This is a genomic window from Paenibacillus sp. FSL M7-0134 (assembly GCF_038007865.1).
In the GTDB taxonomy this organism is placed as follows: Bacteria; Bacillota; Bacilli; order Paenibacillales; family Paenibacillaceae; genus Paenibacillus; species Paenibacillus polymyxa_B.
This window is the reverse complement of the sequence record NZ_JBBOXV010000002.1, coordinates 1,355,281-1,380,265: the sequence shown is the minus strand read 5'-3', so window position 1 is coordinate 1,380,265 and position 24,985 is coordinate 1,355,281. Positions and strand designations below refer to the sequence as shown.

At 45.8% G+C, this 24,985-nt stretch carries 23 protein-coding genes; 4 read left to right on the top strand and 19 right to left on the bottom strand.

The annotated features are described in order from the left end of the window. Positions 1 to 15: 15 nt before the first annotated feature. From NSQ58_RS21880 to NSQ58_RS21870, 3 genes are all read right to left on the bottom strand, one after another. The gene (locus NSQ58_RS21880) at positions 16 to 717 is read right to left on the bottom strand and encodes an HAD family hydrolase (RefSeq protein ID WP_013309571.1); all 702 of its coding nucleotides are present in this window, start codon (positions 715 to 717) and stop codon (positions 16 to 18) included. A gap of 84 nt (positions 718 to 801) precedes the next feature. Further along, a complete protein-coding gene (locus NSQ58_RS21875; protein WP_341058193.1) occupies positions 802 to 1,464 on the bottom strand; it encodes a class I SAM-dependent methyltransferase in 663 nt (220 codons plus the stop codon). A gap of 25 nt (positions 1,465 to 1,489) precedes the next feature. After that, positions 1,490 to 4,297: a bifunctional glycosyltransferase/class I SAM-dependent methyltransferase gene (locus tag NSQ58_RS21870; RefSeq protein WP_076294936.1), complete on the bottom strand. Its 2,808-nt coding sequence runs from the start codon at positions 4,295 to 4,297 to the stop codon at positions 1,490 to 1,492. Positions 4,298 to 4,732: 435 nt separating this feature from the next. On the opposite strand from NSQ58_RS21870, the gene NSQ58_RS21865 reads away from it, so the two are divergent. After that, on the top strand, positions 4,733 to 5,803 hold the full coding sequence (locus tag NSQ58_RS21865) for a glycosyltransferase family 2 protein (RefSeq protein ID WP_023987894.1): 1,071 nt from the start codon (positions 4,733 to 4,735) through the stop codon (positions 5,801 to 5,803). A 250-nt stretch (positions 5,804 to 6,053) separates the two neighbouring features. On the opposite strand, the gene NSQ58_RS21860 is transcribed toward NSQ58_RS21865, so the two are convergent. The 7 genes from NSQ58_RS21860 to NSQ58_RS21830 form a co-directional block, all read right to left on the bottom strand. Further along, entirely contained in the window at positions 6,054 to 6,623 is a 570-nt protein-coding gene (locus NSQ58_RS21860) for a manganese catalase family protein (RefSeq protein WP_341058192.1), read from the bottom strand. A 33-nt stretch (positions 6,624 to 6,656) separates the two neighbouring features. Continuing rightward, positions 6,657 to 7,106 (bottom strand): spore coat protein CotJB, encoded by a 450-nt coding sequence (locus NSQ58_RS21855; protein ID WP_023987893.1) that lies wholly within the window; start codon positions 7,104 to 7,106, stop codon positions 6,657 to 6,659. Position 7,107: 1 nt separating this feature from the next. After that, positions 7,108 to 7,332, bottom strand: a complete 225-nt coding sequence (locus NSQ58_RS21850) for a spore coat associated protein CotJA (protein WP_023987892.1) — start codon at positions 7,330 to 7,332, stop codon at positions 7,108 to 7,110. A gap of 240 nt (positions 7,333 to 7,572) precedes the next feature. Continuing rightward, entirely contained in the window at positions 7,573 to 8,922 is a 1,350-nt protein-coding gene (locus tag NSQ58_RS21845) for a hemolysin family protein (RefSeq protein ID WP_023987891.1), read from the bottom strand. 108 nt (positions 8,923 to 9,030) lie between these two features. Next, positions 9,031 to 10,161 (bottom strand): radical SAM/CxCxxxxC motif protein YfkAB, encoded by a 1,131-nt coding sequence (gene yfkAB / locus NSQ58_RS21840; RefSeq protein ID WP_023987890.1) that lies wholly within the window; start codon positions 10,159 to 10,161, stop codon positions 9,031 to 9,033. Between the two features lie 97 nt (positions 10,162 to 10,258). Further along, positions 10,259 to 11,419: an HD-GYP domain-containing protein gene (locus NSQ58_RS21835; RefSeq protein WP_025722542.1), complete on the bottom strand. Its 1,161-nt coding sequence runs from the start codon at positions 11,417 to 11,419 to the stop codon at positions 10,259 to 10,261. After that, positions 11,373 to 12,827 (bottom strand): bifunctional metallophosphatase/5'-nucleotidase, encoded by a 1,455-nt coding sequence (locus NSQ58_RS21830; RefSeq protein WP_023987888.1) that lies wholly within the window; start codon positions 12,825 to 12,827, stop codon positions 11,373 to 11,375. The genes NSQ58_RS21835 and NSQ58_RS21830 overlap by 47 nt, the downstream gene beginning before the upstream one ends. Positions 12,828 to 13,146: 319 nt before the next feature. Between NSQ58_RS21830 and NSQ58_RS21825 the strand changes: the two genes are divergently transcribed. After that, positions 13,147 to 14,211, top strand: a complete 1,065-nt coding sequence (locus tag NSQ58_RS21825; RefSeq protein WP_023987887.1) for an HD-GYP domain-containing protein — start codon at positions 13,147 to 13,149, stop codon at positions 14,209 to 14,211. 213 nt (positions 14,212 to 14,424) lie between these two features. Here NSQ58_RS21825 and NSQ58_RS21820 read toward each other — a convergent pair whose 3' ends face one another. From NSQ58_RS21820 to NSQ58_RS21790, 7 genes are all read right to left on the bottom strand, one after another. Continuing rightward, positions 14,425 to 14,787, bottom strand: coding sequence for a YmaF family protein (locus tag NSQ58_RS21820; protein WP_028542906.1), 363 nt, complete (start codon positions 14,785 to 14,787; stop codon positions 14,425 to 14,427). 318 nt (positions 14,788 to 15,105) lie between these two features. Further along, positions 15,106 to 16,503 carry a Fe-S cluster assembly protein SufB gene (sufB, locus tag NSQ58_RS21815; protein WP_013309556.1) on the bottom strand — a complete coding sequence of 466 codons (1,398 nt, stop codon included), beginning with the start codon at positions 16,501 to 16,503 and terminating at the stop codon, positions 15,106 to 15,108. Between the two features lie 30 nt (positions 16,504 to 16,533). After that, complete coding sequence (sufU, locus tag NSQ58_RS21810) at positions 16,534 to 16,956, bottom strand: Fe-S cluster assembly sulfur transfer protein SufU (RefSeq protein ID WP_013309555.1); 423 nt, start codon at positions 16,954 to 16,956, stop codon at positions 16,534 to 16,536. Then, positions 16,946 to 18,169, bottom strand: a complete 1,224-nt coding sequence (locus tag NSQ58_RS21805; RefSeq protein ID WP_341058190.1) for a cysteine desulfurase — start codon at positions 18,167 to 18,169, stop codon at positions 16,946 to 16,948. The genes sufU and NSQ58_RS21805 overlap by 11 nt, the downstream gene beginning before the upstream one ends. Beyond that, positions 18,166 to 19,470 carry a Fe-S cluster assembly protein SufD gene (gene sufD, locus NSQ58_RS21800; RefSeq protein WP_023987884.1) on the bottom strand — a complete coding sequence of 435 codons (1,305 nt, stop codon included), beginning with the start codon at positions 19,468 to 19,470 and terminating at the stop codon, positions 18,166 to 18,168. The genes NSQ58_RS21805 and sufD overlap by 4 nt, the downstream gene beginning before the upstream one ends. 23 nt (positions 19,471 to 19,493) lie before the next feature. Continuing rightward, on the bottom strand, positions 19,494 to 20,276 hold the full coding sequence (sufC, locus tag NSQ58_RS21795) for a Fe-S cluster assembly ATPase SufC (RefSeq protein WP_013309552.1): 783 nt from the start codon (positions 20,274 to 20,276) through the stop codon (positions 19,494 to 19,496). Between the two features lie 445 nt (positions 20,277 to 20,721). Beyond that, the gene (locus NSQ58_RS21790; RefSeq protein ID WP_013309551.1) at positions 20,722 to 21,192 is read right to left on the bottom strand and encodes a Dps family protein; all 471 of its coding nucleotides are present in this window, start codon (positions 21,190 to 21,192) and stop codon (positions 20,722 to 20,724) included. Between the two features lie 313 nt (positions 21,193 to 21,505). Here NSQ58_RS21790 and mtnK point away from each other — a divergent pair, with 313 nt between their 5' ends. Further along, entirely contained in the window at positions 21,506 to 22,729 is a 1,224-nt protein-coding gene (mtnK, locus tag NSQ58_RS21785) for an S-methyl-5-thioribose kinase (RefSeq protein WP_028542908.1), read from the top strand. A 5-nt stretch (positions 22,730 to 22,734) separates the two neighbouring features. Then, positions 22,735 to 23,844, top strand: a complete 1,110-nt coding sequence (gene mtnA, locus NSQ58_RS21780) for an S-methyl-5-thioribose-1-phosphate isomerase (RefSeq protein ID WP_338533427.1) — start codon at positions 22,735 to 22,737, stop codon at positions 23,842 to 23,844. Between the two features lie 151 nt (positions 23,845 to 23,995). On the opposite strand, the gene NSQ58_RS21775 is transcribed toward mtnA, so the two are convergent. Further along, entirely contained in the window at positions 23,996 to 24,298 is a 303-nt protein-coding gene (locus NSQ58_RS21775) for a YunC family protein (RefSeq protein WP_341058563.1), read from the bottom strand. A 424-nt stretch (positions 24,299 to 24,722) separates the two neighbouring features. After that, positions 24,723 to 24,929: an RNA 2'-phosphotransferase gene (locus NSQ58_RS26825; protein ID WP_370671149.1), complete on the bottom strand. Its 207-nt coding sequence runs from the start codon at positions 24,927 to 24,929 to the stop codon at positions 24,723 to 24,725. Positions 24,930 to 24,985 lie beyond the last annotated feature (56 nt).

Genomic DNA, 24,985 nt, shown 5'->3' with positions numbered 1-24,985 from the left:
ACCTGTGTTTCACAGTTACTCGGCGTTTTTATAAAGTGTAAGCAGTTGCGTAAAGTCTGTAATAATCGCATCGGACCCCTTCAACTCATCGTTCACACCAAATCCAGCATAAGCGCAACCGATCACCGTCTGTCCGTTCTTTTTGCCTGCTTCCACATCTGAGGAACGATCTCCTACCATCCATACGTTCGAAATATCGTGCTTGCTCAACAGAATTTCCAGCAAATTCACTTTGGAAAGCGTGCTGTACTCCCCAGCACTGTACAGTCCTTCAAAAATGGGAACCATTTCATACGCAGCAGCGATCCCCTTTACATAGTCCTCCAGCCCGTTACTGGCTACGAACAATCGAACACCTTGCTCATGAAGGGTCTGGAGTGTTTCTTTTACATGTGGATACAGGGCATGACTTCCGTTCTTCAATCCTTCCAGTTCCAGCTGAAGCAGCAGCTCGTCCGCTCTTCTATGGGCCGCTTCGCTGGCTTCCGGCATCACTCTTCTCCAGATTTCATCCAGCAGCATGCCCAAACTATTCAAAATAAGCTCCTCGGGAGGAGTCTCTCCTTCATAAAGCCCTTCGGCGCGCAGCGTATCAAACAGCTTGTGGTACGCAGGAAGCAATAGCGTCTCCGTCTGAAAAAGTGTACCGTCCATATCAAATACCATAGCCTCAGGTTTCTTCAACACAGGTGCATTGTTCATGTAGTTATCAGTCATTCCTTTCCTATGTAGGTTTACAACTCTAACCCCTCTCATGATAAGCAATAAGAGAGGTCCGTGTAAACCTCATTGCGCATACCGCTAACTCTTATATTTTTTTAAAACAGTCCTGAAACAATGCAAACCACCCCACATATCCGTGTGTAAAGCACCCCGTGGAAGCTTGAGATCCACACCATTCCAATACGAAAATCCCGCCTGCTCTATCCATTGCTCCATCGCTAACAGGTCCACTGTAGGGTAATCAAACGTCAGCAGAAGCATTCCGTCATCGCGTAAGGTCCGGTGAAATTCACGTAAGGCTGCCAAAGATTCATCAGGTGTTAAATGCTCCAGCACCGAAATACATACAATTTTGTCAAAACTGGCATCCTCATAGGGCAGAGCCGTCAGATTGGCATGTGCGGAGTGGAGCCGAACTGGCAAAATCTCCTGAATGCGCTCGGCAGCCTCCTCTCCGATATCCCGCCGCACCTCGGCCAAAATGGCATCCACGGAAATGATCCGAATATCCAGATCGCAGGCATAGACCTGAGCGCAACGGCGGGCCAACTCAAATTTGAATGGATGTGGGATTCCACATGCTGCGTCCAGCACTGTATCTTGCCTAGACATAAATTGAAGACACCACTCATACTCATAGGGGCGACTCCACCAGCTTTGGGGGAGTCTGTAAATCATGCTGGAGGAGTTGGGATCAGAATATACAAAAAAGCGAGACAGATACGGGTCAGACATGTTCATGGATGCTGCCTCCTTTTAGGGATGATTAAATTACTCTTGCGACACAGCACAGTTCATGACCCCGTTTCTCGCCTTGAAGTTTGGCTAACAATCCCATTTGCTCCGTAAAGGCAAGCTCACCGTACAAAGGATGGGCTTGCAGCAGGGCATCCAAACCAGAGGGAAGTTGGCGGGTGAACATAGCCACTGGGCGGAAGCCAGACTTTTCCAGTAAGAGCGCAAGCGTATGCTCAGAATAATGATACAAATGATCTTCCTCCGTAAATAAAGGCGAATAAACACCATAAGCCTCATTGGTGAACGAGTTTTTGTTGGGCACCGTAATATACAACGTCCCGTCAGGTTGAAGCTGTTCGCGTAAATCTGTCAAAAATGTAACAGGGTCCGCAATGTGCTCCAGCACATGCCAGCATGCTACGGCCTCGTATTTGTGATCCAGTGATAAGTCAGTATCTTCTTCTGCTTCTTGTTCTTCATTCAATTCCTGTATTTCATGTGCTTCTTCGGTTTGAGTATCTTCTTCGGCTTCATCGCCCCAATAACCCGGCAATAAATCCACGTCATATTTGTATTTGGCGTAAGCACGCGAGTCTATGGAAGGTTCAATGCCCACTGCATCCCAGCCGGCTTGAAGGGCAGCATGAATAAATTCTCCGGTACCTGATCCAATCTCAAGCAATTTTCCTTTACTGGTACTGAACATATCCAGCAGCATGAGTCCAAAAAGGGCATGATCTCCATAAGTTGAAGTTGCTGCACTATCCCGCATAGCAACCCATTCGGCATTATAAATTTTTGCAATCATATCCTCTGGCTGTATATGATCCACATCATTACGAAAAACCAATCCGCAGGAGCCGCATCCCATCAAGGTAAAGCGTTCATAGCTATGAAATACTGCCGTGTCGGATGAGCCACACAGTTTGCATTTACTATAAAGTAAGTCCTTTGTTTCACTTTTTATTTGTAGGTCGGAATTATTAATAACCTGGACACTCGCAATCTCAGCAACATCCATGGCGTTCACATCATCGGCAGCTTCATACTCTGGTGCAGTTTCTTTTTCTGCATTTATGTTGTCCTGATCTACCCAAAGCGTGAGTCGGGGGTTCGGGTCCAAAATAGATTCATATTGCTCTTTCCAGCCATAACGAGCACTTGGATCAAGCAACTGGTATCGCTGAAATTTGGCCATGCGAATAGCAGGTGTACACCATCCCCAATGCTGGATGCGGTAGTTGCTGATTTCACTGGGTAGGTCAAGCACATTTTCGGGAAATCTCCCACAGTGCAAGGACTGCTCCTTCCATTTATAAGAAAACCCTTCCTTATATCGAATTAAAAAAGGACGGTAATACTGATGAGCCTGCCAATAATCATCATCGCGATAATGCGTGGAAGTCCACATATCAAACAACCTGAAACAAATCGTATCCGCTTTCGTTCCTGCTAACAACGAATGTACCCCTTGAGCAAAACGGGATTCGAACATTTCGTCAGCGTCCATGTTTAATATCCATTCGGGAGAGGATGCCAACGTCTCTCTCCACTGCTGTTTTCGCAGCTCTAATTCATTGGTAAAAGAAGCTGTTTCATTGCGTATTAAACGCAATGGGATTCCCTTCAGGATCTCGCGGCACAACTCTCCGCTATCATCCTGACTGCCATCATCAATAATGACCGCTTCATCAATATATTCCCGATGACTCCGCAGCACGTCAATGAGCTTGCGATCTGCCTCATTGTATACCGTCATGGTCAGCGTCAATTTGGGTTTGGAGACAGGCGGCGTATGAAGTTCACTTTGTCGTGGACCAGAGAATGTTTGTGGTACAGCAAAAGAATCTGCAGTGTACTTGGCAAAGACAGCTGACTCACGGAGATCATACGGTATAACAGGAGGTTCAGGGAACTTAGAGGGACTTGATGATGCAGAACGATTGAAGGCAGGAGAGTTAGTAGAAGTATCGGAGTGATCCAGATATGCTAAATGTTCTGAATGGTCCGTATGAACAGCACTCGTTGTAAAATACTTTAGGGTGAATAGTAGCTGCTCTGCCTTTATTCTATCCGCTTCCCGGTACAGATGCATCGCCGGATAGTGTGTATCTACAAAAAGTGGAAATCCAAATGCAGCTGCCCGAATACAGAAATGTCGATCTTCTCCCCAATAGGAAACGTTTTTGATTTTACCAAAGTGAATCCCTGCTTCCAGTGCACGTCTGCGGATTAGGGTGCAAGCGCCTAGACCACCCACCTCGTACAAACCAGGAACGTGCAATTGGTGTATGAAATGCAACTCGCGTTGCGCTCGCTCCTCTGCCGACAACACTTCGCCTTCTTCACGATGGAACAAATTATATTCATCACTAACCCACACCTGAGGCAATAGAGGCCCCTCCGGCTGCCAGCGTGTCCAGAAAATCTCAGATACAATATCCTTCTCCGCCTCTACCAGTTTACATAAGGTACGGGAATGGAGAATCAGGTCTGAATCGACCAAAAACAGCGCGTCATAATTATGCTGAAGTGCATAATCAATAAGACGATTTTTAAAATCAGCCACTTTCCAGACGAGGGCAGGCGGCCAATAATGAGTGTGCTCATCACTTCGGTTCTCCACTTGCTGTGAGCCTGTCAACAAGGGCAAAACCCTGCCTGGCAGTCGATTAGAAAAATCGGCAAGCCATTGGCTTGAAGTCGGATTGTCATTATCATCGACAAATAAATAATCGGGCAGCACGTCAGGTGCCTCCAGTCGCTCCAAAGCTTGAAGAAATAAAGACAATGTTTCCGGTTTCTGGTGCACCGGGCTACCGATTAGTATACGCATGATTCAACGCCTCCATCAGGTAGAAGCCTCATAAACCGTTCTCCCTCCATGTCCTAAGGCATACCATAATTGCGACCAAGCGATATGGGAGTGAGCGTGGTAGGAATGGACTTACACCTGGAAATATCAATAAAAACGACATCAATACAAAAATACAACCTTAACATCCAGTTAACTGCCTTTTTTCTGTTTTTCACCTGTTTTCCAACTACATTTAGCCATCAAATTTATTTCCCGGTCGCACTTGATAATATCGAATTTCGCACAATCTCCTCCCCCTTCATATCAGACTTTGATTTTCTAATTTATTAGAGCAAGTTTGAATTTATGATCATTACACATCCTCTAAATGCTCCATCGGAATTACTACATAATGAGCAAGCTATCCTACATAAAATGGAGATTATATCAAGTTTTTTGGGAGGGACAAAGAGCATGGTAACTGTCAGCTTATGTATGATTGTCAAAAATGAAGAAGAAGCACTTCATACCTGTCTGAAATCAGTCCATGACCTGGTAGATGAAATCATTATCGTTGATACTGGCTCTACCGACAGTACCCAAGAGGTAGCTGCATCGTTCAACGCTCGGATATACCCTTTTGAATGGTGTGATGATTTTTCCGCAGCCCGCAATTATGCGTTTGATCAGGCAACACAGGAATATCAATTTTGGCTGGATGCCGACGACATCTTAGAAGAGCAAGACCGACTGGCATTTCTCGACTGGAAAAAACAAGCCACCGTCTCGTATGACAGCATTACGATGGATTATGTGCTATCTGTAGATGAACAGGGGCAGCCGCTGCATAAGCTCAAAAGAAACCGAATGGTGCGACGTGATCGTAAATTCAGATGGATCGGATTTGTTCACGAATTCCTGAATGTGACAGGCAGTACCTTTCACAGTAATATGGCGGTGACTCATAAAAAGACACGTGCTTACACTGATCGTAATTTGCATATCTATCTCAAGCATCGGGAGCAAGGCACCGCATTTTCTGAACGAGATCACTACTACTTCGCTAATGAACTTTATGATAACGGACGCATACTAGAAGCCATCCAGCAGTACAAACACTATCTGGGTCTAGATCTCGGATGGATTGAAGATCGGATTGCTGCTTGCTTTAAGCTAGCGGATTGCTACGCTCACCAGGGTCAAAAACAGGAGCAGCGTATGGCTCTGCTTCGCACACTTAACCTTGATGTACCACGCGCACAGTTCTGCTGTGCCTTTGGCAATTTGTTCATTGAAGATGAGCAGTATACTCAAGCCATTTACTGGTTTCGTCAGGCGACGCTGATAGAGCCTCCACAAGATGTGATGGCCTTAACCAATTCCTCGTACTATACCTGGTTTCCACACTTGCAATTATGCCTGTGTTACGACCGAATCGGTGACATCGAAAAGGCAAAATCGCATCATCGCATCGCTCAGTTGCACCATCCTACCCATCCAAGCGTGTTATATAACGAGCAATATTTTGCACAACTGAAGCAATAGGGATGAGAAAGACGCGCCAGGGAAGGTCGTTTAATGTAGCCGGCCTTTTAGTCATCATGCCGATATGTGCTCGGCACGATACCCGGGCTGACAGCCTGCAATTTTTGGGGGCTTTTATTTTTGCCCCCTCTTATATACAAAATGCCCATTGCTACTCCTTGAGAACGACCATTTCATAGCTTAGATGACTTCAAAAGAAAAAAGTCTCCTGCAAGCTTAAGCTCACCAAGAGACCTTGTGTATCATTTTCTCAGAACACTTTCTTCCGGTCTCTTTCCCCCTTCAAAATTTCCACAGACTCATGGAAACGGAGCGAATGGATTATTTCGCGTTCACGCAGAAACTTCAGACTATCCTGCAAATCCACATCATCGGTTAAATCAATCAGCCACTGATATGTAGCTCTCGCCTTTTCTTCTGCCGCAATATCCTCATACAAATCCGCAATTGGATCACCCTTGGCTTGAAAATAGGTCGCTGTAAAAGGAACTCCGCCTGCGCTCTGGTAATACAGCGCATGATCATGCGCCGCATAATATTCCCCCAGCCCGGCTGCCTTCATTTGCTCTACACTCGCATCCTTGGTCAGCTTGTAAATCATAGTCGCAATCATTTCGAGGTGCGCAAATTCTTCCGTACCTATATCATTAAGTACGCCGATAACCTTATCCGGAATCGTATACCGCTGATTCAGATACCGCAAAGCCGCCGCCAGCTCGCCATCCGCTCCACCATACTGCTCCATAAGCAGTTTGGCCATATGAGGATCACATTTGCTGACACTTACGGGATATTGCAGTTTTTTCTCATATACCCACATTCATGTTCCTCCTTTATAAAAGGTTGTACCTACCTAGACCTGCCACGGCCAAGGAGTTTGGTTCCATTCCCAAGGATACTTGGAATAGGCACGGCCAAAATTTTGTAAAGGCCCATATAAGATCTGGTACTCGTTAGCAATCGCCGTTCTTTCCTGCGTCAGCTTATTGAACTGTTCGATAGCCTGTAAATCATCCGGGTGTGTATTGAGATACAAATTCAGTTCCACCAATACAAAATCTACCGCCTGAAGCTTCTCCAACAGCGCATAAAACTGGGCATCACCCGGCTTGGTTTGGGGCGTGCAGCCTTGGGCTGGGTTTCCGGCTTGACTATAGTCCTGAGCTTGGCTCTGATACTGGTTCTGGTATGAATACGGATTTGAATAAGGGCTTTGATATGGATTCGGCTGTTGATACCCACTCTCATGCTGAATTTGCTGTTGGAATGGGTTTGGGGACTGACCCTGTTTTGGATTCTCCATTCTATTCGCCTCCCCCATGGTTTCTCATAGGCTCATAAGGGCTGTAAAGTAGAGGCCATAGTGTCCCCTTCGTCAGCGCCTCATCTGGACTGAATTGCGGTAGACCAGGGGGCTGAAATTGTACAAATAAGTTTGGCGGAAGCACATAAGTCTTGCACAGGACGGGTGGACACGGATCGAACGGGCCGACAAACGGGGCATACTCACCTTGCTGTGGAAATTTCACGGGCCGGGACCTCCTTTGATTGATCCATCTGCTTTACTATTCAACATATGCCGCATCGCCCAAGTCTCGAACAAAAAATCACAGATAAAAATAATTGTTCAAAGAAAATAACTATAGAACTGTTTCTAATCAAAAAAGAGCCTTTAAAACCACGGTACGTGGCTCTAAAGGCTCTTTCTTCAGCACTCTATAATAACTTACATACCTCAACTGATCTTACCTATCTCTGTGGATCAGGAATCAATCGGTAGAAAGCTCATCTTCAATCACAGGCTCAGGCTTGCGGTGAATCTTCACTCTCATTATGCGAAGCCTTGTTGCTTCCTCCACCTCAAAGGTAAGGTTATAAAACTCAATTTTCTTCCCTTTCACCGGAATGCCTTCCAATTCCTTGAACAGCCATCCCCCGATGGAATCCACCTCGTCGTCTTCAATATTCACTCCAGTCAAATCATTGACATCCTCAATGAGCATACGACCGTCCACAGAGATGAAGTTCTCCTTCATTTCCACGCTCGGGCGTTCATCCTCAAATTCATCATAGAGATCCCCGACGATTTCCTCCAAAATTTCCTCCGCTGTCAGCAGCCCGGCCGTTCCGCCGTACTCATCTACCACGAGAGTCATTTGGGAATGTTTTTTCTGCATAAGGCGTAGCACGTGACTCACTTCCATGGACTCCGGCACATTCAAAATAGGACGTACCACCGAAGCCAGATCCAGTTGCTCTCCCTGCTCAGCTAGCAGAAGATCCGTAATATGGACAAAACCGATAATCTGGTCTTTATCCTCAACCGCTACCGGGTAGCGGGAATGCTTGGTCTCGCTGATAATCTTGAGATTTTCCTTAAACGACAAATTCGTGTACAAACAATCCATATCTGTACGCGGCAGCATGATTTCGCGGGCAAGCAAGTCAGAAAAATCAAAAATATTATCCATCAGCTTAATTTCGTCCTTATCAATCACACCGCTTTTGGCGCTCTGATTCATCAATATACGAATCTCTTCCTCCGAATGAGCCGCTTCGGCTTCACTCGCCGGCTGAATGCCGAATGCACGCAACAGTAAATTTGCCGCAGCATTCAATACCCAGATCACAGGCAGAAAGACCTTATAAAAAAGCAGCAAAGGCGCCGATAAAAACAACGCCACACCTTCGGTCTTCTGAATCGCTAAGGACTTTGGCGCCAGTTCCCCCAATACGATATGCAAAAAGGTAATTACGCAAAATCCGACGATAACGGATACCGTTGTAATCAGTGTACCGTCAGTTACACCGAGTTTGTGCATGAGTGGCTCTATCAGGTAGCCGGATATTGCTGGCTCTCCAATCCAACCCAAGCCCAATGAAGCCAGCGTAATGCCCAATTGGGTGGCGGACAGATAAGCATCCAACTTTTGGTTCACCTTCAGCGCATAGCCTGCCAGGCGATGACCCTCGCTTTGGAGCTGCGTCAATCGGGATTGGCGCATTTTGACCAACGAAAATTCTGCGGCCACAAATACACCATTTAGAAAGACAAGCAGCAGTACCAAGAGGAGATTCACAGCTAGCAATCCCCAATGAAACTCGGTATGACCATCCAATACGAACTCCCCATTTCTATAGTTTGCATTTTGCATCTTTTGGTTTGCAAGCAATTCAATCCAAATTTTATTGATTGGAAGTTGCTAATTAAAATCATGCAAAAATACTCATAATTGTAATGCTTTTCTTGATTTAAAGTCTATTCCTTTGTAGTACATATCCGCCACGAGCAGGTTCGGTCCACAACAGGCAGCGGCATCACAATGACAGTTCACAGTCTGATTCAGCGGATGCTCATTCAGCCATTCACCAAAAATATCGTCCAGACTGTCTTCCTGAATGTTTCCGAAAGCCGGAATGTCTGCAAAATCCGTCACATACACGCTACCCGTGAACATATTCACATTCACACGGTTTCTTCCGTCTGGATCATTACGCACCGTAATATTCGGTTCCTGACGCAAGCGGCGAAGCAGTTTGCGGTCTTCTTCCCGATCCGAACAAGCAAAGAACGGTAATGTCCCAAACAACATCCACATGTCCTGATTACGTACATCCAGCAGCTTATGGATAGAGTTTCGCATATCGTCGAGTGAAAGCACAGGCAAAGCAGAGGCAAAATTCGACGCATACATTGGATGAACTTCATGCCGTCGGCATCCCATTTCGTTGATTAACTGATGAATGCCCTCCAGCTTCGTGTGTGTCCGATAATTAATCATGGATTCAGCTGAAATGAACATTCCCATTTCACTCAATCTGCGGGCATTTTCCATCATTTTTTCATACAGGCGAACAGCACCCGCACGTGGAGTCGGCCGGCCGGTATTTGCAAAACCCACTTCATAAAAATCGTCCGCATTCAAATAGTTAAACGAAATATGCATCACATCCAGATAAGGAAGCATCTTCTCATATCTGCGAATATCTAACGTCAGATTGGAGTTGATTTGTGAGCGAATACCGCGCTCCTTGGCATATTTCAGCAGTGGAACGATCACTTCATCCACTGTTTTATCGAGTAAAGCAGGTTCCCCGCCTGTAATACTGATGGTCTCCAGATGCTCGACTTCATCCAGACGCTTCAGCATTAGGTCTAACGGCAGGAAAGGGGCCTCCTTCATAACTAACATGTCGCCAACAGCGCAATGCTCACAGCGCATATTACATAGATGCGTTACGGTCATTTCCACACTCGTTAGCAAATGACGACCATGTGTACGCAGTGAGACAATCGGGTCCCACGGATCATAGGTTGGCGATATTTGGGGTAGCGTGTTATTTTGTAGAACTGTCATTATGTTTTCACCTTATTTCTGTTATTAACCTCAAAAGACGTATAATTATCATATCATGATGTGTAAAGTGTCTGCATGCTTTCTTCCACATCATCTGCTAATCTACGTGTACTCCTCCGAAAGGGGCGGCAGTAGCGCCCAATGTGTTTGTAATCATAACCGAGAGGGATACGGACAAATCGACATCATAAGGTGCCTTCACTTCCTGCCCATCCCGGTCCCTTACAATGCGAATGACGGGTCTTTGCGGGATTTTGGGATGTATACGCACCACGACCCCCTCTTCCCCCGTGTTGAGCACCACAGAGAGTCCCAGGGGGTAAATAGCTACACAATCACGAAAGGCTTCCAGCATTCGCTGCTCATATAACGTTCCTGCCCCGGCGTACAGCACTTCCATCGCTTCATAAGGCAACAAAGCCTGTTTATATATCCGACTTGCTGTCATTGCGTCGTACGAGTCCGCCAGACCGATCCATTTCGCATATTCGTGGATCTGGTCCTTTTTCCAACCATGTGGGTATCCACTGCCGTCGATACGCTCATGATGCTGTAATGCACAATGAGCCGACAACAAGGGAATTCCAGGCTCGTCTTTGAGCAGCTTGTAGCCGATCACCGTGTGTGTTTTCATATGCTCATATTCCTCATCCGTCAATTTACCCGGCTTATAGAGTACTTGAGGTGAAATTTTCATTTTACCGATATCGTGCAGTAGTGAACCTATCCCCAGCTCCATGAGCTGGTTATTATCGTAGCCATTGGATATTCCAAGTACTAGTGAATATAAACATACGTTCAAAGAATGATGATACAAATCCTGATCCGCGGCCCCGATATCCATCAACATAATGATGGTGTCCTGACGGCCTCCAATATCGTCCAGAATGGATTCCATCACCTTATAAAATGACTTGCCAAAATATTTGTGCTTATGATCTACGGAGTAGGATGACAACCCTTGAAACTGCTTTTTGATTTCCTGTAGCGCCGCGGCCCTTGTCTGTTCATGGATCATCTCAGGAATGACGATATCTTCTGTCACAGCATCCTCAATGTATACATATCCAATACCGACTTGGCCTAGACGTTCAATCAATCGCGAAGTAAGCTCAACACCTTCCGAGAGCAGCACCATTCCGTTTTCATTGTATATTTTTTTGCCCAGCTTCATGCCGGCTCTCAATAATGTAACAGGTACCAGTCGCAGCTTAATCCTCTCCCGATTGTTTTGATACCTGAAGCCACCTAGCTGCAAAACATTCTTCCATCGCGCCCGGACGCTTCAACTCCATTTCAATCAAATCCCGTAAAAATTCTGGAAGCATAAATCGGAGATCTGTTCCGTTCGCAAGCACTTCATAACCTGCTTTGAAAGTGAACATATCCAACGTGCCCACTGTGTATTCCTCATGCTCTTCCAAAGGTTGACCCGCTACACGAATGTCCGTCACTTTTTCATAAGGAGCACGGCCCGAGTCATACTGAATGGCCAAGCCTTCCACACACATCGTGCCAAGCACTTTGCCTCTGAAGCCAAAGCCCGTCATGGGCTTGTCTGTAAATTCAGGCAGCAAGGACTGCTCCAGCGCCAACCGAATATCTCTTCCCCGCAACTTCATAACACAGGCATTAATCGGCGAAGGGCATAAGGAATGTAGTATTCCTTTGCTGATATCCCCTTGAGGTAATGGGCCGAGCAGTTGTCCCGCATTGACGAGGGCAATTTCTGTTCCTGTAAAATGGGACACCGCTTGTGCCAGCATATTCCCAAAAGGGGATTCCTGATCATATGCAATCTCCAGTTTCCGATCCGTCACCGCAATGGTGCTCTCCATGGCGCGCTCTGCTTGTCTGCGATGCACCACAATGGCCGATGCCACTTTTTCGTCCAGTAGTGTCTGATCTACAGGAACTACGCCGCCTGACGTGACTCGAAACGGTTCGAGGCTATTGTTACGACTTAGTGTCACTTCACCCAGCAGCGTTCCGAACTTCCCCGCCCCACATAAAGCTGTTTTTCCGATCCAAAGCGGTTCCTCCAGCACATGATGGGTGTGACCTCCAAGGATAACGTCAATTTCAGGAAACTGCGACGCTAATTTTTGATCGGAAGGTAGACCCAGGTGCGACATCACGACCAAAACATCAACCTGCTTTCTCAGTGCCGCGATCTGCTTCCCCAGCACCTCAAACGGATTGAGCACATCCCAGCCCAGCAATTGATAAAACTCTACAAAAGGAGCCGTCACACCGAGTAAACCGACCTTGATTCCAGCTTTGTCTACGATAAGGGATTCCTTCATCCACGAAGGGCTCATCCCCGTAGCACGCTCTGTCATATTGCCGCATACGACCGGACAATGAATCCCCGCATATGCCTGTTCAATCATATCCGGGGTAAAAGTCAGTCCCTCATTGTTACCGATCGTAATTGCATCGTATCCTGTTAGATTAATCACATCCACATTTGCCCCACCGAGCGTTCCTTCCGTTTCGGGGGCCATCCGGTCCATGTGGTCTCCTATGTCGAGCACAAGCAGCGCATCCCGTGATGCGGCTCTTCGTTCATCGATCATCGCGGCTATCGAAGGCATACTGCCAAAATGACTATGGATATCATTGGTATGCAAAATGGTCAACGTTTGCCGAGTCGTCATCTCCATAACCGCCCTCCTCTATACTTTATATATATCGACTTTGGAGCTTCTAATGTTTAAGCATACCATGTTATTTAGCAATATGGTACATATGAGTGGACATAGTCCTTAAGCTTCGCTGTACTCTCTGAACAATCTCACATCATAAACATAGTGAAAAGCATTGACGTAATCTACTGTAGGAATCTGATAGGAAACGGGTGCCTGGGACCTATTTTACAGCTTGGAATAATAGTAATTTAGTCGTTGTCATCCCATATAATTCTTGATATATTAGGGTTGTTTCATATTTTCGACAAATTTACGACAATAAGGAGGTTAGCACATGAGAGTTCACGTTACCGATGCCAAGCCGGGAGATCGCCTCAAATCCGATACATACAATGGGCACGGTGTACCTGTCATGATTCAGGGCACCGAGCTTCAGCATGACGACATTTCCAAACTCATTATGCATGGTGTCGATTATATCGACATTGATGCCGGTTCTGCGAGCATTCCGGTTGACTTTGCCCCCGATGTTCCAGCTTCCCCTGAATCCCTCAAACGCGCCGTTCCCCTCATGGAGCAGACGATCAGTGGCTTTGAAAGCATGTTTCTCGAAGCTTCCTCAACTGGAAAATTTGATGAATATCGAGTTGATGAACTGTTCGGCCCTCTCGTTTCAGAGCTGGCTCGTCAAAAAGATGTCGTATCTCTGCTGTTAATTATGGAGCGGGGAGATCACTATACCTATAATCATTCTCTCCAAGTAGGTGTACTGTCATATTACATTGCCACATGGCTTGGATATACAGAAGAAGAAGCTTATGCCGCTGGTAAAGCCGGATATTTACACGATATAGGCAAATCCATGATACCGGATGAAATTTTGAACAAACCGGATAAACTGACACCTGAAGAATTTCATGAAATGAAGAAACATTCTCTCTATGGCTATGATATTATTCGCAATTCAACCAGCGATGAGATTTCTGCAATTGTCGCCTTGCAGCATCACGAGCGTGAAGATGGAAGTGGATATCCCCATGGACTGTTCAAGGAAGAAATTCATCCTTTTGCCAGCATAACAGCTATTGCAGACGTGTATAGCGCGATGATTTCCAATCGTGTGTACCAGACGAAGCAGGAGCTACTCGCCGTATTACGCGAGCTGCACAGCATGAGTTTTGGACATCTAAACCCAGAAGCTACCCAAGTGTTCATCAGACATATGCTTCCTAATTTCATTAATAAGCAGGTTCTGCTGACTACAGGGCAGACAGGAACGATTATTCTGAACAATCCTGCTGATTACTTCAGACCCTTAGTGAGAATTAACGATGATGAATATGTAGATTTATCTAGGGAACGCCATGTATCCATTGATGAAATTTATTTGGAATCCTGATCCGCTACTGCCTCCCGGCGTTACTTCGGTGGAACGAAATGTCTTGCCGAAGCCCAGGCTACGCGAATAAAAAGAGACTGTCCTTGATTCGTAGGTTCTTCTACGAAGGACAGCCTCTTTTTATGTTAGGGACATTAACCTAGTCACAATTTACAACGATCAAACACAATAAAAACGCGTTTCTACTACTATATTATTTGCTACATTTGTTTATTAAATAAGAGGTGCCTGAATCAATGTTGCGAAATTGAACTGGTGTACATGACCATCATTTAATGTGGTTTGGCCCGTAACAAAATGTACGTGCTTGCCATTTCCGACTGGAATAGCGGGTCCTGTTCTAATCCTTCTCAGATTATGAAAATGGTTCACGAAATCAGTTTTTGAAAGATCAATTTCATGGACATGACTTCTTCCAACTCGAATCGCTTGCCCAGTAACACCTGCAAAGCGGTGGTTATGTCGGTCTGCGCCTTCTTCAGCCAGTTTGGTACTACCTTCAAATTCATGTACATGCCTCTGTGTCTGTTTAGAAGAGAGGGGTTTCTTCTTCACTCCAGCTTTATTCTTCTGCATCCGTTGCCTGCCTCCTTATGTTTTGTGGCTTTACAATATCCTATTAAGCAAACATAGTTAAGTGCTAGGCAATTATCCGCAGTCCTAACAATAATTTTTTTTAATTCTATCTCCCCTTATAAAAGCGTTAGATCATAAGACAATTCAGAAAACTGCCGACATCTTTTTAGACATTACGGAAAAAATAGAAGAAGGCGAACTTAAAAAGTTCGCCTTCTGTACTAGCAGGAAATCCGAGTCGGCACAAAATCGGCACGACTCCGATTTAACAGCTTTAGAATACCTCAAAAACCTTATCACACCAAGGGTTACTGCGTTTTAACCAATACTGCCTTCCATTTCGAACTTGATCAAACGGTTCATTTCTACCGCATATTCCATCGGCAGCTCTTTGGTGAACGGCTCAATAAAGCCCATAACGATCATTTGCGTTGCCTCTGCTTCAGTCAAACCACGGCTCATCAGATAGAACAGCTGATCTTCCGATACCTTGGAAACCGTTGCTTCGTGCTCAAGCGTGATGTCGTCATTCATGATTTCATTATAAGGAATAGTATCTGAAGTTGATTGATTATCCAAAATCAGCGTATCACACTTGATATTCGATTTTGCACCTTGAGCCTGACGACCGAATGAAGCTAATCCGCGATACGTTACTTTACCGCCGTGCTTACTGATCGACTTGGATACAATTGTGGAGGTGGTGTCTGGTGCCAAGTGGATCATTTTCGCACCTGCATCCTGATGCTGGCCTTTGCCTGCAACAGCGATGGACAGGACCATCCCTTTCGCTCCACGGCCTTTCAATACAACGGCTGGATACTTCATCGTCAACTTGGAACCGATGTTACCATCGACCCATTCCATCGTTGCGTTTTCTTCTGCAACCGCACGTTTGGTTACCAGGTTATAGATGTTTGGTGCCCAGTTCTGGATCGTTGTATAACGAACGCGTGCGTTCTTCTTACAAATAATTTCGACCACGGCACTATGCAGTGAGTTCGTGCTGTAAATTGGAGCCGTGCAACCTTCTACATAATGCACAAAGCTGTCTTCGTCCGCAATAATAAGCGTACGCTCAAATTGACCCATGTTTTCCGAGTTGATACGGAAGTAAGCCTGCAATGGAACTTCACATTTCACGCCTTTTGGTACATAGATGAAGCTACCGCCTGACCATACCGCACTGTTCAGTGCAGCAAACTTATTGTCCGCAGGAGGTACAACTGTTGCAAAATACTCTTTCAGAATCTCAGGATGCTCACGCAACGCCGTATCGGTATCCATGAAAATAACGCCCTGGTCTTCCAGTTCCTTTTGCATACTGTGGTAGACAACCTCGGATTCATACTGTGCGGATACACCAGCCAAAAACTTTTGCTCCGCCTCAGGAATACCCAGTTTATCAAAGGTTTCTTTAATTTCCGTCGGAACTTCTTCCCATGTCTTCCCTTGTTTCTCGGAAGGTCTTACATAGTACTGGATATCGTTGAAATCCAGTTCATCCATATCTCCGCCCCAGTTTGGCATTGGCATTTTTTCAAACTGTTTCAGTGCTTTCAGACGGAACTCCAGCATCCATTCTGGCTCATCCTTAATTTTGGAGATTTCCTTTACAATTTCCGGAGTGAGACCCTTACCTGTTTGGAAAATGGACTTGTGCTCGTCACGAAAGCCATATTTATACTCTTCCATTTCCGGTGCTTTCTTGGCCATGTTTCTCAAACCTCCTCTGTTCTATTTAAATTATTTATCTTCATCAATCCCTTTGCGCAGCGCGTTCCAAGCCAGTGTCGCACATTTGATGCGGGCCGGGAACTTATTTACACCTGACAAAGCTTCCAATTCTTCATAATCATCGAATTCGACGGCTTCTCCCTTCATTAAAGAAGAGAAGCGGCTCGCCATATCCAGTGCCTGGTCAATCGTTTTTCCTTTAACCGCTTCTGTCATCATCGAAGCTGAGGACATACTAATCGAGCAGCCTTCGCCAGTAAAACGGGCATCTTCGACCACGCCGTCTTTCGTTTTGAGTTGAAGAGAAATCCGGTCACCACACGTAGGATTATTCAAATCCACCGTAACGGCATCGTCCTCAAAACGTCCGCGATTGCGCGGATTTTTATAATGATCCATAATCACGCGTCGGTACAAGTCATCAAGTTGCATCGCCAAAATACTCCTTTGTTTGGATTAAGGCGCTGACCAAAGCGTCGACTTCCTCTTCCGTGTTATAGAGGTAAAAGCTGGCACGTGCAGTCGCACTGGCTTTCAACCAGCGCATCAATGGCTGGCAGCAATGATGGCCTGCACGTACAGCCACCCCTTTGCTATCCAATACGGTAGCTACATCATGCGGATGCACATCATCCAAGTTGAATGTTACAAGCCCGACATGACGTTCTGCAGGTCCGTAAATCGTCAACCCCTCCACTTCACGGAGACGTTTGAGAGCATAGTCGACCAGACGGCTTTCATGCTGTGCAATGGCGTCCAGTCCGATGCTTTCCAGAAAATCAATGGCAGCTCCCAAGCCAACGGCTCCGGCTATAATCGGCGTTCCACCTTCAAATTTCCAAGGCAGCTCCTTCCATGTGGATTCGTACAATCCCACATCGTCGATCATTTCACCGCCGAACTCAATGGGCTCCATGTTTTCCAGCAGCGCCTTCTTGCCGTACAGTGCTCCGATCCCAGTAGGAGCACACATTTTGTGACCCGAAAAGGCATAAAAGTCAGCATCGATGTCTTGCACGTCTACTTTCATATGTGGTGTGCTTTGTGCACCGTCTATAACGATGACTGCGCCGTTGCGATGCGCAATAGCTGCAATCTCTTTGACAGGGTTCACAACACCCAGCACATTGGAGACATGCGCAATCGCTACAATTTTCGTGTTTTCTGTAATGGTATTCTCAACATCAGCAAGATCAACGCTACCATCCTCTTGAAGTGGAATATATTTCAAAGTCGCGCCCGTGGCTTTGGCTACCTGTTGCCACGGAATCAGATTACTGTGATGCTCCATTTGGGTGATGACAATTTCATCACCTGCCTGGCAATTAGCCCTGCCATAGGAAGAAGCGACCAGATTCAACGCCGTTGTTGTTCCTCTTGTAAAAATAATTTCCTGACTGCGCTTTGCATTCAGAAAGCGGGCTACCTTCTCCCGCGCACCTTCATAAGCATCCGTTGCGCGACTACCCAAGGTATGCACACCACGGTGAACATTTGAATTATCAAATTCGTAGTAGTGCTTGATCGCCTCGATGACCGCCAGCGGTTTTTGCGAAGTGGCCGCATTATCCAAATAAACCAGCGGATGACCGTTAATCTCCTGATGTAAAATCGGGAACTGTTCACGGATCAATGCAGTATTCATTGGCCTAACTTCCTTTCAACAAGGCTTTGCAGCTGATGTTGAAGTCCTTCGAGCGGAATTTCAGATACGACAGGTGCCAAGAAGCCATAAATAATCAGACGTTCAGCTTCTGCACGGCTAATCCCGCGGGACATCAAGTAATACACTTGTTCACGGTTTACCTGACCAACCGATGCTGCGTGACCTGCCGTTACATCATCTTCATCAATCAGCAGGATCGGGTTAGCGTCACCACGCGCTTTCGGGCTGAGCATAAGAACACGTTCTGTTTGCTGACCGTCTGCTTTGGTAGCACCTTTTTCAATTTTTGTAATTCCGTTAATGATGGAAGACGCTTCTTCACGCATTACTGCGCGCGTAATCATCTGACTGGCGGAATTTTTACCAAAATGCTGTGCTTGTGTCGTATAGTTCAGCTTTTGTGAGCCGGAACCAACAGCAATGATCTTGGCATCCGAATTGGAGCCATTGCCTTTGAGCACGGACATGGTATTGCTTGCTGTATTACCGTTGTTCATTTCGCCCACAATCCATTCGATAGCTGCGTCATTTCCCAACGTAGCACGACGAATCGAAATATCCGTTACTTGCTCTCCAAACTGATGGACTGTCGCATAACGTACTTTAGCTCCTGCATTTGCAACAACTTCTACCGCACCGTTATGAAGAACAGGTGCCGCCAAATCCGCAGATACATAGTTATCTACGTACGTCACGGAACTGTGGCTTTCGACAATGAGCAGCACATGCGGCGCAAACGTTGCAGTCGCATCGTCCGTCAGGAATACAGCTTGAAGCGGAACGTTCAGCTCTACATTTTTAGGCACATAAGCAAATACTCCACCGTTCCAGAGTGCTGCGTGCAATGCAGATAATGAATTTTCTTCAGCCTTAATAACTGTGTTCAGATGAGCTTTAACCAAATCAGCATGCTCTTTAACCGCTGTTTGTAAATCCGTGAAAATGACGCCTTGCGCCGCCAATTCCTCGCTCAGCTTCACATATACCGCGCCGGAGTTGCGCTGAATAATCAGACCACCCTCCTGTTGCTCTTTGACCAGATCAGCAATGGCTGCCGGGACCTGCCCTACCGATGCAATGACCTCGTTCTGTTTATGTTGACCGTAATCGTTTAATTTCCATCGTTCGATTTTTGTTTTTTCAAATACCGGAAGCTCCAGTTTGCCTGCAAGCTCAAGTGCTTTTTGTCTGTCTTCGGCCAACCAAGATGGTTCGCCGTTACGTTCGGACAGAACACGCAGTTGCTCGGAATCTACCGGAAGGATTGTTTGTGTAGTCATTAGTTTTCCTCCTCGCTTCCGGCTTACGCCTCTTGTCCTACAGTTTCATCAACGATACCCAGCTCTTCCTTGATCCAGTCGTAACCGTCCGCTTCCAGACGCTCAGCAAGCTCAGGACCACCGGATTTAACGATACGTCCTTGCATCATTACATGTACATAATCTGGTTTAACGTAGTTTAACAGACGTTGATAGTGAGTAATGATAAGGAAACCACGCTCTTCGGAACGCATAGCGTTGACACCGCTAGCCACGATTCTCAAAGCATCGATATCCAGACCGGAGTCGATTTCATCAAGAATGACAATTTTCGGATCAATCATCATCATTTGCAAAATTTCATTCCGTTTTTTCTCACCACCAGAGAAGCCTTCGTTCAGGTAACGGTGAGCAAACTCAGGATTCATTTCGAGCTCTTTCATTTTGCTTTCCATTTGACGGATAAACTTAATCAGGGAGATTTCTTGTCCTTCTTCACGGCGTGCGTTGATCGCACTACGCAAAAAGTCGGAGTTCGTTACCCCTGCAATTTCACTCGGATACTGCATCGCCAAGAACAATCCTGCACGTGCACGCTCATCCACTTCCATATCCAGCACGTCTTCTCCATCCAAAGTTACTTTGCCATCTGTGACTTCATATTTAGGATGACCCATCAAAGCAGACGCGAGTGTACTTTTACCCGTACCGTTAGGACCCATGATGGCATGGATTTCTCCGCCCTTCATTTCGAGGTTAATACCTTTCAAAATTTCCTTGCCTTCAATGGTCGCCTTGAGACCTTCAATCTTAAAGTTTGTAGCCATATTCGCAATACCCTCCAAAAAATGTAGTGTGGTGTCGAAATCAGAAAGTATATTTAAACAGGGGAGCCCCCTGATTTCAAGTAATATTTAAAAATTTATTTATAATCATTCTAAACTGATTCTCAATGATTCTCAAGTTATTTTATAATAAATATCTTTAAGGGTGCAACCAACAGACACACGTTATCCAACTTTCTTCATAAAATGTTCACCCTACTAGGCACACAAATAGCAAAATTCATCCTGTGGTTGTTCATATAATTATAAATTTGTACAAAAAACATGGGATGCATGATCTTTTTCCAGCCATAAAAACGCTACTGACAGCATGACGTCAGTAGCGTTTTACATGTAGAGAGTTTATTTCAGAGCGTAACCCCATCACTATGGAGTGGAATTAATTTCACCGAACTAGGCATTGGGTAATGGAGCGAAATTCGGCCAATTAGCCCAAATAAGAGCGAAGCATCCACATATGTTTCTCCAGATCCGCTTTATAACCAATCAGCAAATCTGCAGTTGGCTGGTCGGAATTGCTTTCCGCCAGTTCGATACCTTCCTGAAACTCCTCGCATACAGTTGCAAAATCCTCGATCAAGGTTTGTACCATCTTAGGAGCATCTTCGTTGCCGGTTGCTTCCTGAATCGACGACAGCTCCAGATATTCCTTCAACGTTGCGGAAGGAGAACCTTTCAACGCGAGCAAACGCTCGGCGATCTCATCCATTTTCAATGTCACTTCATTGTATAACTCTTCAAATTTAACATGGAGTGTGTAGAAACTAGAGCCTTTCACATACCAGTGATAGTTATGAATTTTTACATATAACACATTGAGGTTAGCGACTTGACGGTTTAAAAGTTCCTCCACCGATTTGGTTTGCGTATTTTTCGAGTTACTTGTTGTTTTAGCCATCATAAATCCCTTCCTTTTTCATCAAATTGACTTTCAGGAACGTTTACATATCCATCACCGTCATTACTGACGGTAAGACGCCAGCGGGCATCCTAATATCACCTGCCGGACGTCTGTCTCATATTTACCCTCTCTATACGGAGACGAAACAAAAAAAGAGTTCTCCTTTCTTCCTCTTTCAATCCCCATAAAAAAAATGTACAAAACTTCAATGATTTTCGTTATACTTTCTATATCATATCAAAATACTTGGTTTAATATTGTGATATTTTTTAAACTATTTACATGCGCACATTTTATGGAGGTGACTTCGTTGTCCCAATATCATCCTTTAACGACTGAAGAAGCAATCGAATTCGTGAAGAACATCCCCGGATTTTTTAGTCAGGAAGCCCATCTGGAATGCCGAGAAATCGGTGATGGTAACTTAAATCTGGTTTTTCATATTACGGATTCTGAATCTAACAAGAGTATCATTGCCAAGCAGGCACTTCCCTATGTAAAAATTGTGGGTGAATCCTGGCCGCTTTCACTGGATCGTGCCCGTATTGAACGCGAGGCACTTCAGCAGGAACACTACATTTGCCCCGAATTGGTTCCTGCGGTACTGGCGTATGACGATGAGCTTGCGTTGACCGTGATGGAGGATCTTAGCTCACACACCATCATGCGCAAGGGACTAATAGAAGGAAACACCTATCCATATTTCGCTAATCATATTGGGGAGTTTCTGGCACGCACGCTCTTCTTCACCTCAGATTTGGGCATGAATCAGCAGGATAAAAAAGACCTGGTTAAACGCTTTATCAACCCGGATCTCTGCAAAATAACTGAAGATCTGATTCTGGATGAACCGTATCGGATCTCAGATAATAACAACTATGGTGCGTACATCGAAGACGAAGCAGAGGCACTACGTACAGATCAAGTGCTTCACCTGGAAGTGGCTTTGCTGCGAGAAAAGTTTTTGACACGAACCGAAGCGCTTCTGCACGGTGACCTTCATACTGGCAGCATTTTTGTAACGACCGAATCGACTAAAGTCATTGATCCTGAATTTGCCTACTACGGACCCATGGGCTTTGATATCGGAGCAGTGATCGCCAATCTGCTGTTGAACTACGCAGCACAACCCGGATGGACCTCTGGCGAGAAGGCTCTAAAGGAAAGGCGTGACTGGGTTCTGGAGACCGCCATTCAGGTATGGGAGCAGTTTGAGCGTAGGTTCCGCAAACTGTGGGATGAGCATGTCACCGATCATATGGCACGTACAGCGGGATATCAGGACTTGTATCTCCAGAAAGTACTGCAAGATACGATTGGTTTTGCAGGGTGCAAAGTGATTCGCCGTATCATCAGCCTGTCGCATGTGGCAGATATCGACACCATTGCCGATCCTGCTATCAAGGAAGCTGCGGAACGTCTGGCGTTATCTATCGGTAAATCCTTGGTTCTTCGCAATCGCGAGCTTCATTCGATTCGGGAACTGGGAGACATTGTTCGGACAGCAACAGCTGCCCAAACTAAAGGAGCTTAAAGAATATGAGTGAAAAGAAAGAATCGGCGCCCGTAACCTCTGGGAAAGCTGCAGTGTCCAGTCAGGCTCTATCTTCGCTGGTGTGGAAAGGCAACCGCTTGTCTATGTTGGATCAGCGTCTGCTGCCCGAAACGATTGTCATGCTGGATTTATTCACGGCCGAGGAAGTATGGGATGGCATACATGCCATGAAGGTACGTGGTGCGCCCGCTATCGGGATGGCTGCGGCCTACGGCGTTGTGCTAGGAGCTACCGCCTACGACGGCACCGACGCTGCTGGGTGGCTGCAGCATGTACACGCCGTGTGCGGACATTTGGCTACTTCACGCCCGACGGCAGTGAACCTGTTCTGGGCCTTGGACCGCATGAAGAAGCGGGCTGGGGAACTCATCGATGAAGCTAGCGGAGGTCAGGTCGAAGACTGGAATGCCGGGCTGGAGCGTGAAGCCACAGCCATTCAGGCAGAGGATGAGGAAGTATGTCGCCAGATCGGTATCCATGCTTTACCTCTGTTCGAGGACGGGATGGGCGTACTTACTCACTGCAATGCAGGCGGATTGGCGACAGCGAAATACGGAACAGCGCTCGCGCCGATGTACCTTGCGCAGGAGAACGGCATTCACCTCAAAGTATTTGCCGACGAAACCCGCCCCGTGCTGCAGGGGGCGCGCCTGACCGCTTTCGAGCTTCAGCAGGCAGGCATTGATGTCACCCTGCTCTGTGACAATATGGCGGGCATGGTGATGTCCAAAGGATGGGTACAGGCCGTTATTGTCGGCACAGATAGAGTCGCTGCTAATGGAGATGTGGCCAACAAAATTGGCACCTATAGCCTAGCTGTGCTAGCGAAGGCGCATGGCATTCCTTTTTATGTCGCTTCGCCACTATCTACCATTGATTTGCAGACCGCAACAGGCGCAGATATTCCGATTGAAGAGCGTTCTGCGGAGGAAGTTACCGAAAGCTTTGGTAAAAGGACCGCCCCGCAGGGCATCAAAGTCTACAACCCAGCATTCGACGTTACACCTCATGAGTACATTACCGCCATCATTACCGAAAAAGGGATTGTACAAGCACCCTTTAGCGAGAACCTGACCCATTTGTTTGCCGAATAATTGTTCTTGCAGGTCATATCGTTCGTATATAATTCAAATGATTCTTCTCGATAGAATAATACTTTTCATAGAAAAAAACCGGAGCCAAAAAGTCCGGTTTTTTTCGGTTCTTGTTCCTCTACTTTTATGCAACATATGCACATAGGCTTCATTACACCAGTTTCAAAAGTGCTTCGTATCCTGGCATACCTGGCCTAATCCCCAGTTGCTCCGCTTCAGTCGTCACCGATTCCATCGGCGCTTCCAACAATTCCTTCAGCGTTTTTACCCCCACAGCTCGTGCGGCAAGAATTTTCCGATCCGCCAGCCGCTCATTGAGCAGCCCAACATCCAGTGCACCACACATGATGTAACCACGGGAGTTAGAGATCGTCAACAGCGTTGTTTTAGGCAGTTTGACCTCTACTCCGATAAATGTATGCTCACCCACTTGCACGGATTCCATGTGTATCATTGTTCTCACATGCACCTCCTCTTTGTTCACCCGGGATATTTTATGCGGCATTTGCGGGTAAGTGTGGACACTCGTGGATACGTTCAAAATTTTAGGAGGATTATGTATTTACAGCAAAACAGGACATATCAAAAAGACTAGATGATTCATCACATCTAGTCTCTTTATCATCGTTAATGTTCTAAGTCTACGCTTTGTCAAACTTATTTAAGTACTGTGGCGGTACAAGGTCAGCAAGCCAAACACCATGGTTGGCTTTATAAAACTTCACTTGATTAGCTAATGCCTTTTCTGTTTCTACTTCGAGGATCACTAGTTCCCCACGTCTTTTACCTGCTAATTATGTTTGTACCGTGATAGAGAGTTGTTGGTGGAGTAGCTTCCTTATAATCTAATCTGCCTGTACTGTGATCATAATTGGCTCTTATGTACCACAATGGTCTACTACTTGCTTGATATCCGACTCAAAGACATCGGCCCATCTACTCTCTGATCTTATCCCTTGAATCAAATCTTTAATGTCACAATAACCTTCATGGTCTAGCTTAAGACTAAACTGTTCTAGTGCATGCCTAAGAATCATACTCATAAATTTGCTAAGGCTCTCTTCTTGTTTTGGTGTTAATATCACATACTCCTTTTAATAAATATTTGTTTTATTTATAGTAATCTATCCGATGATTCATA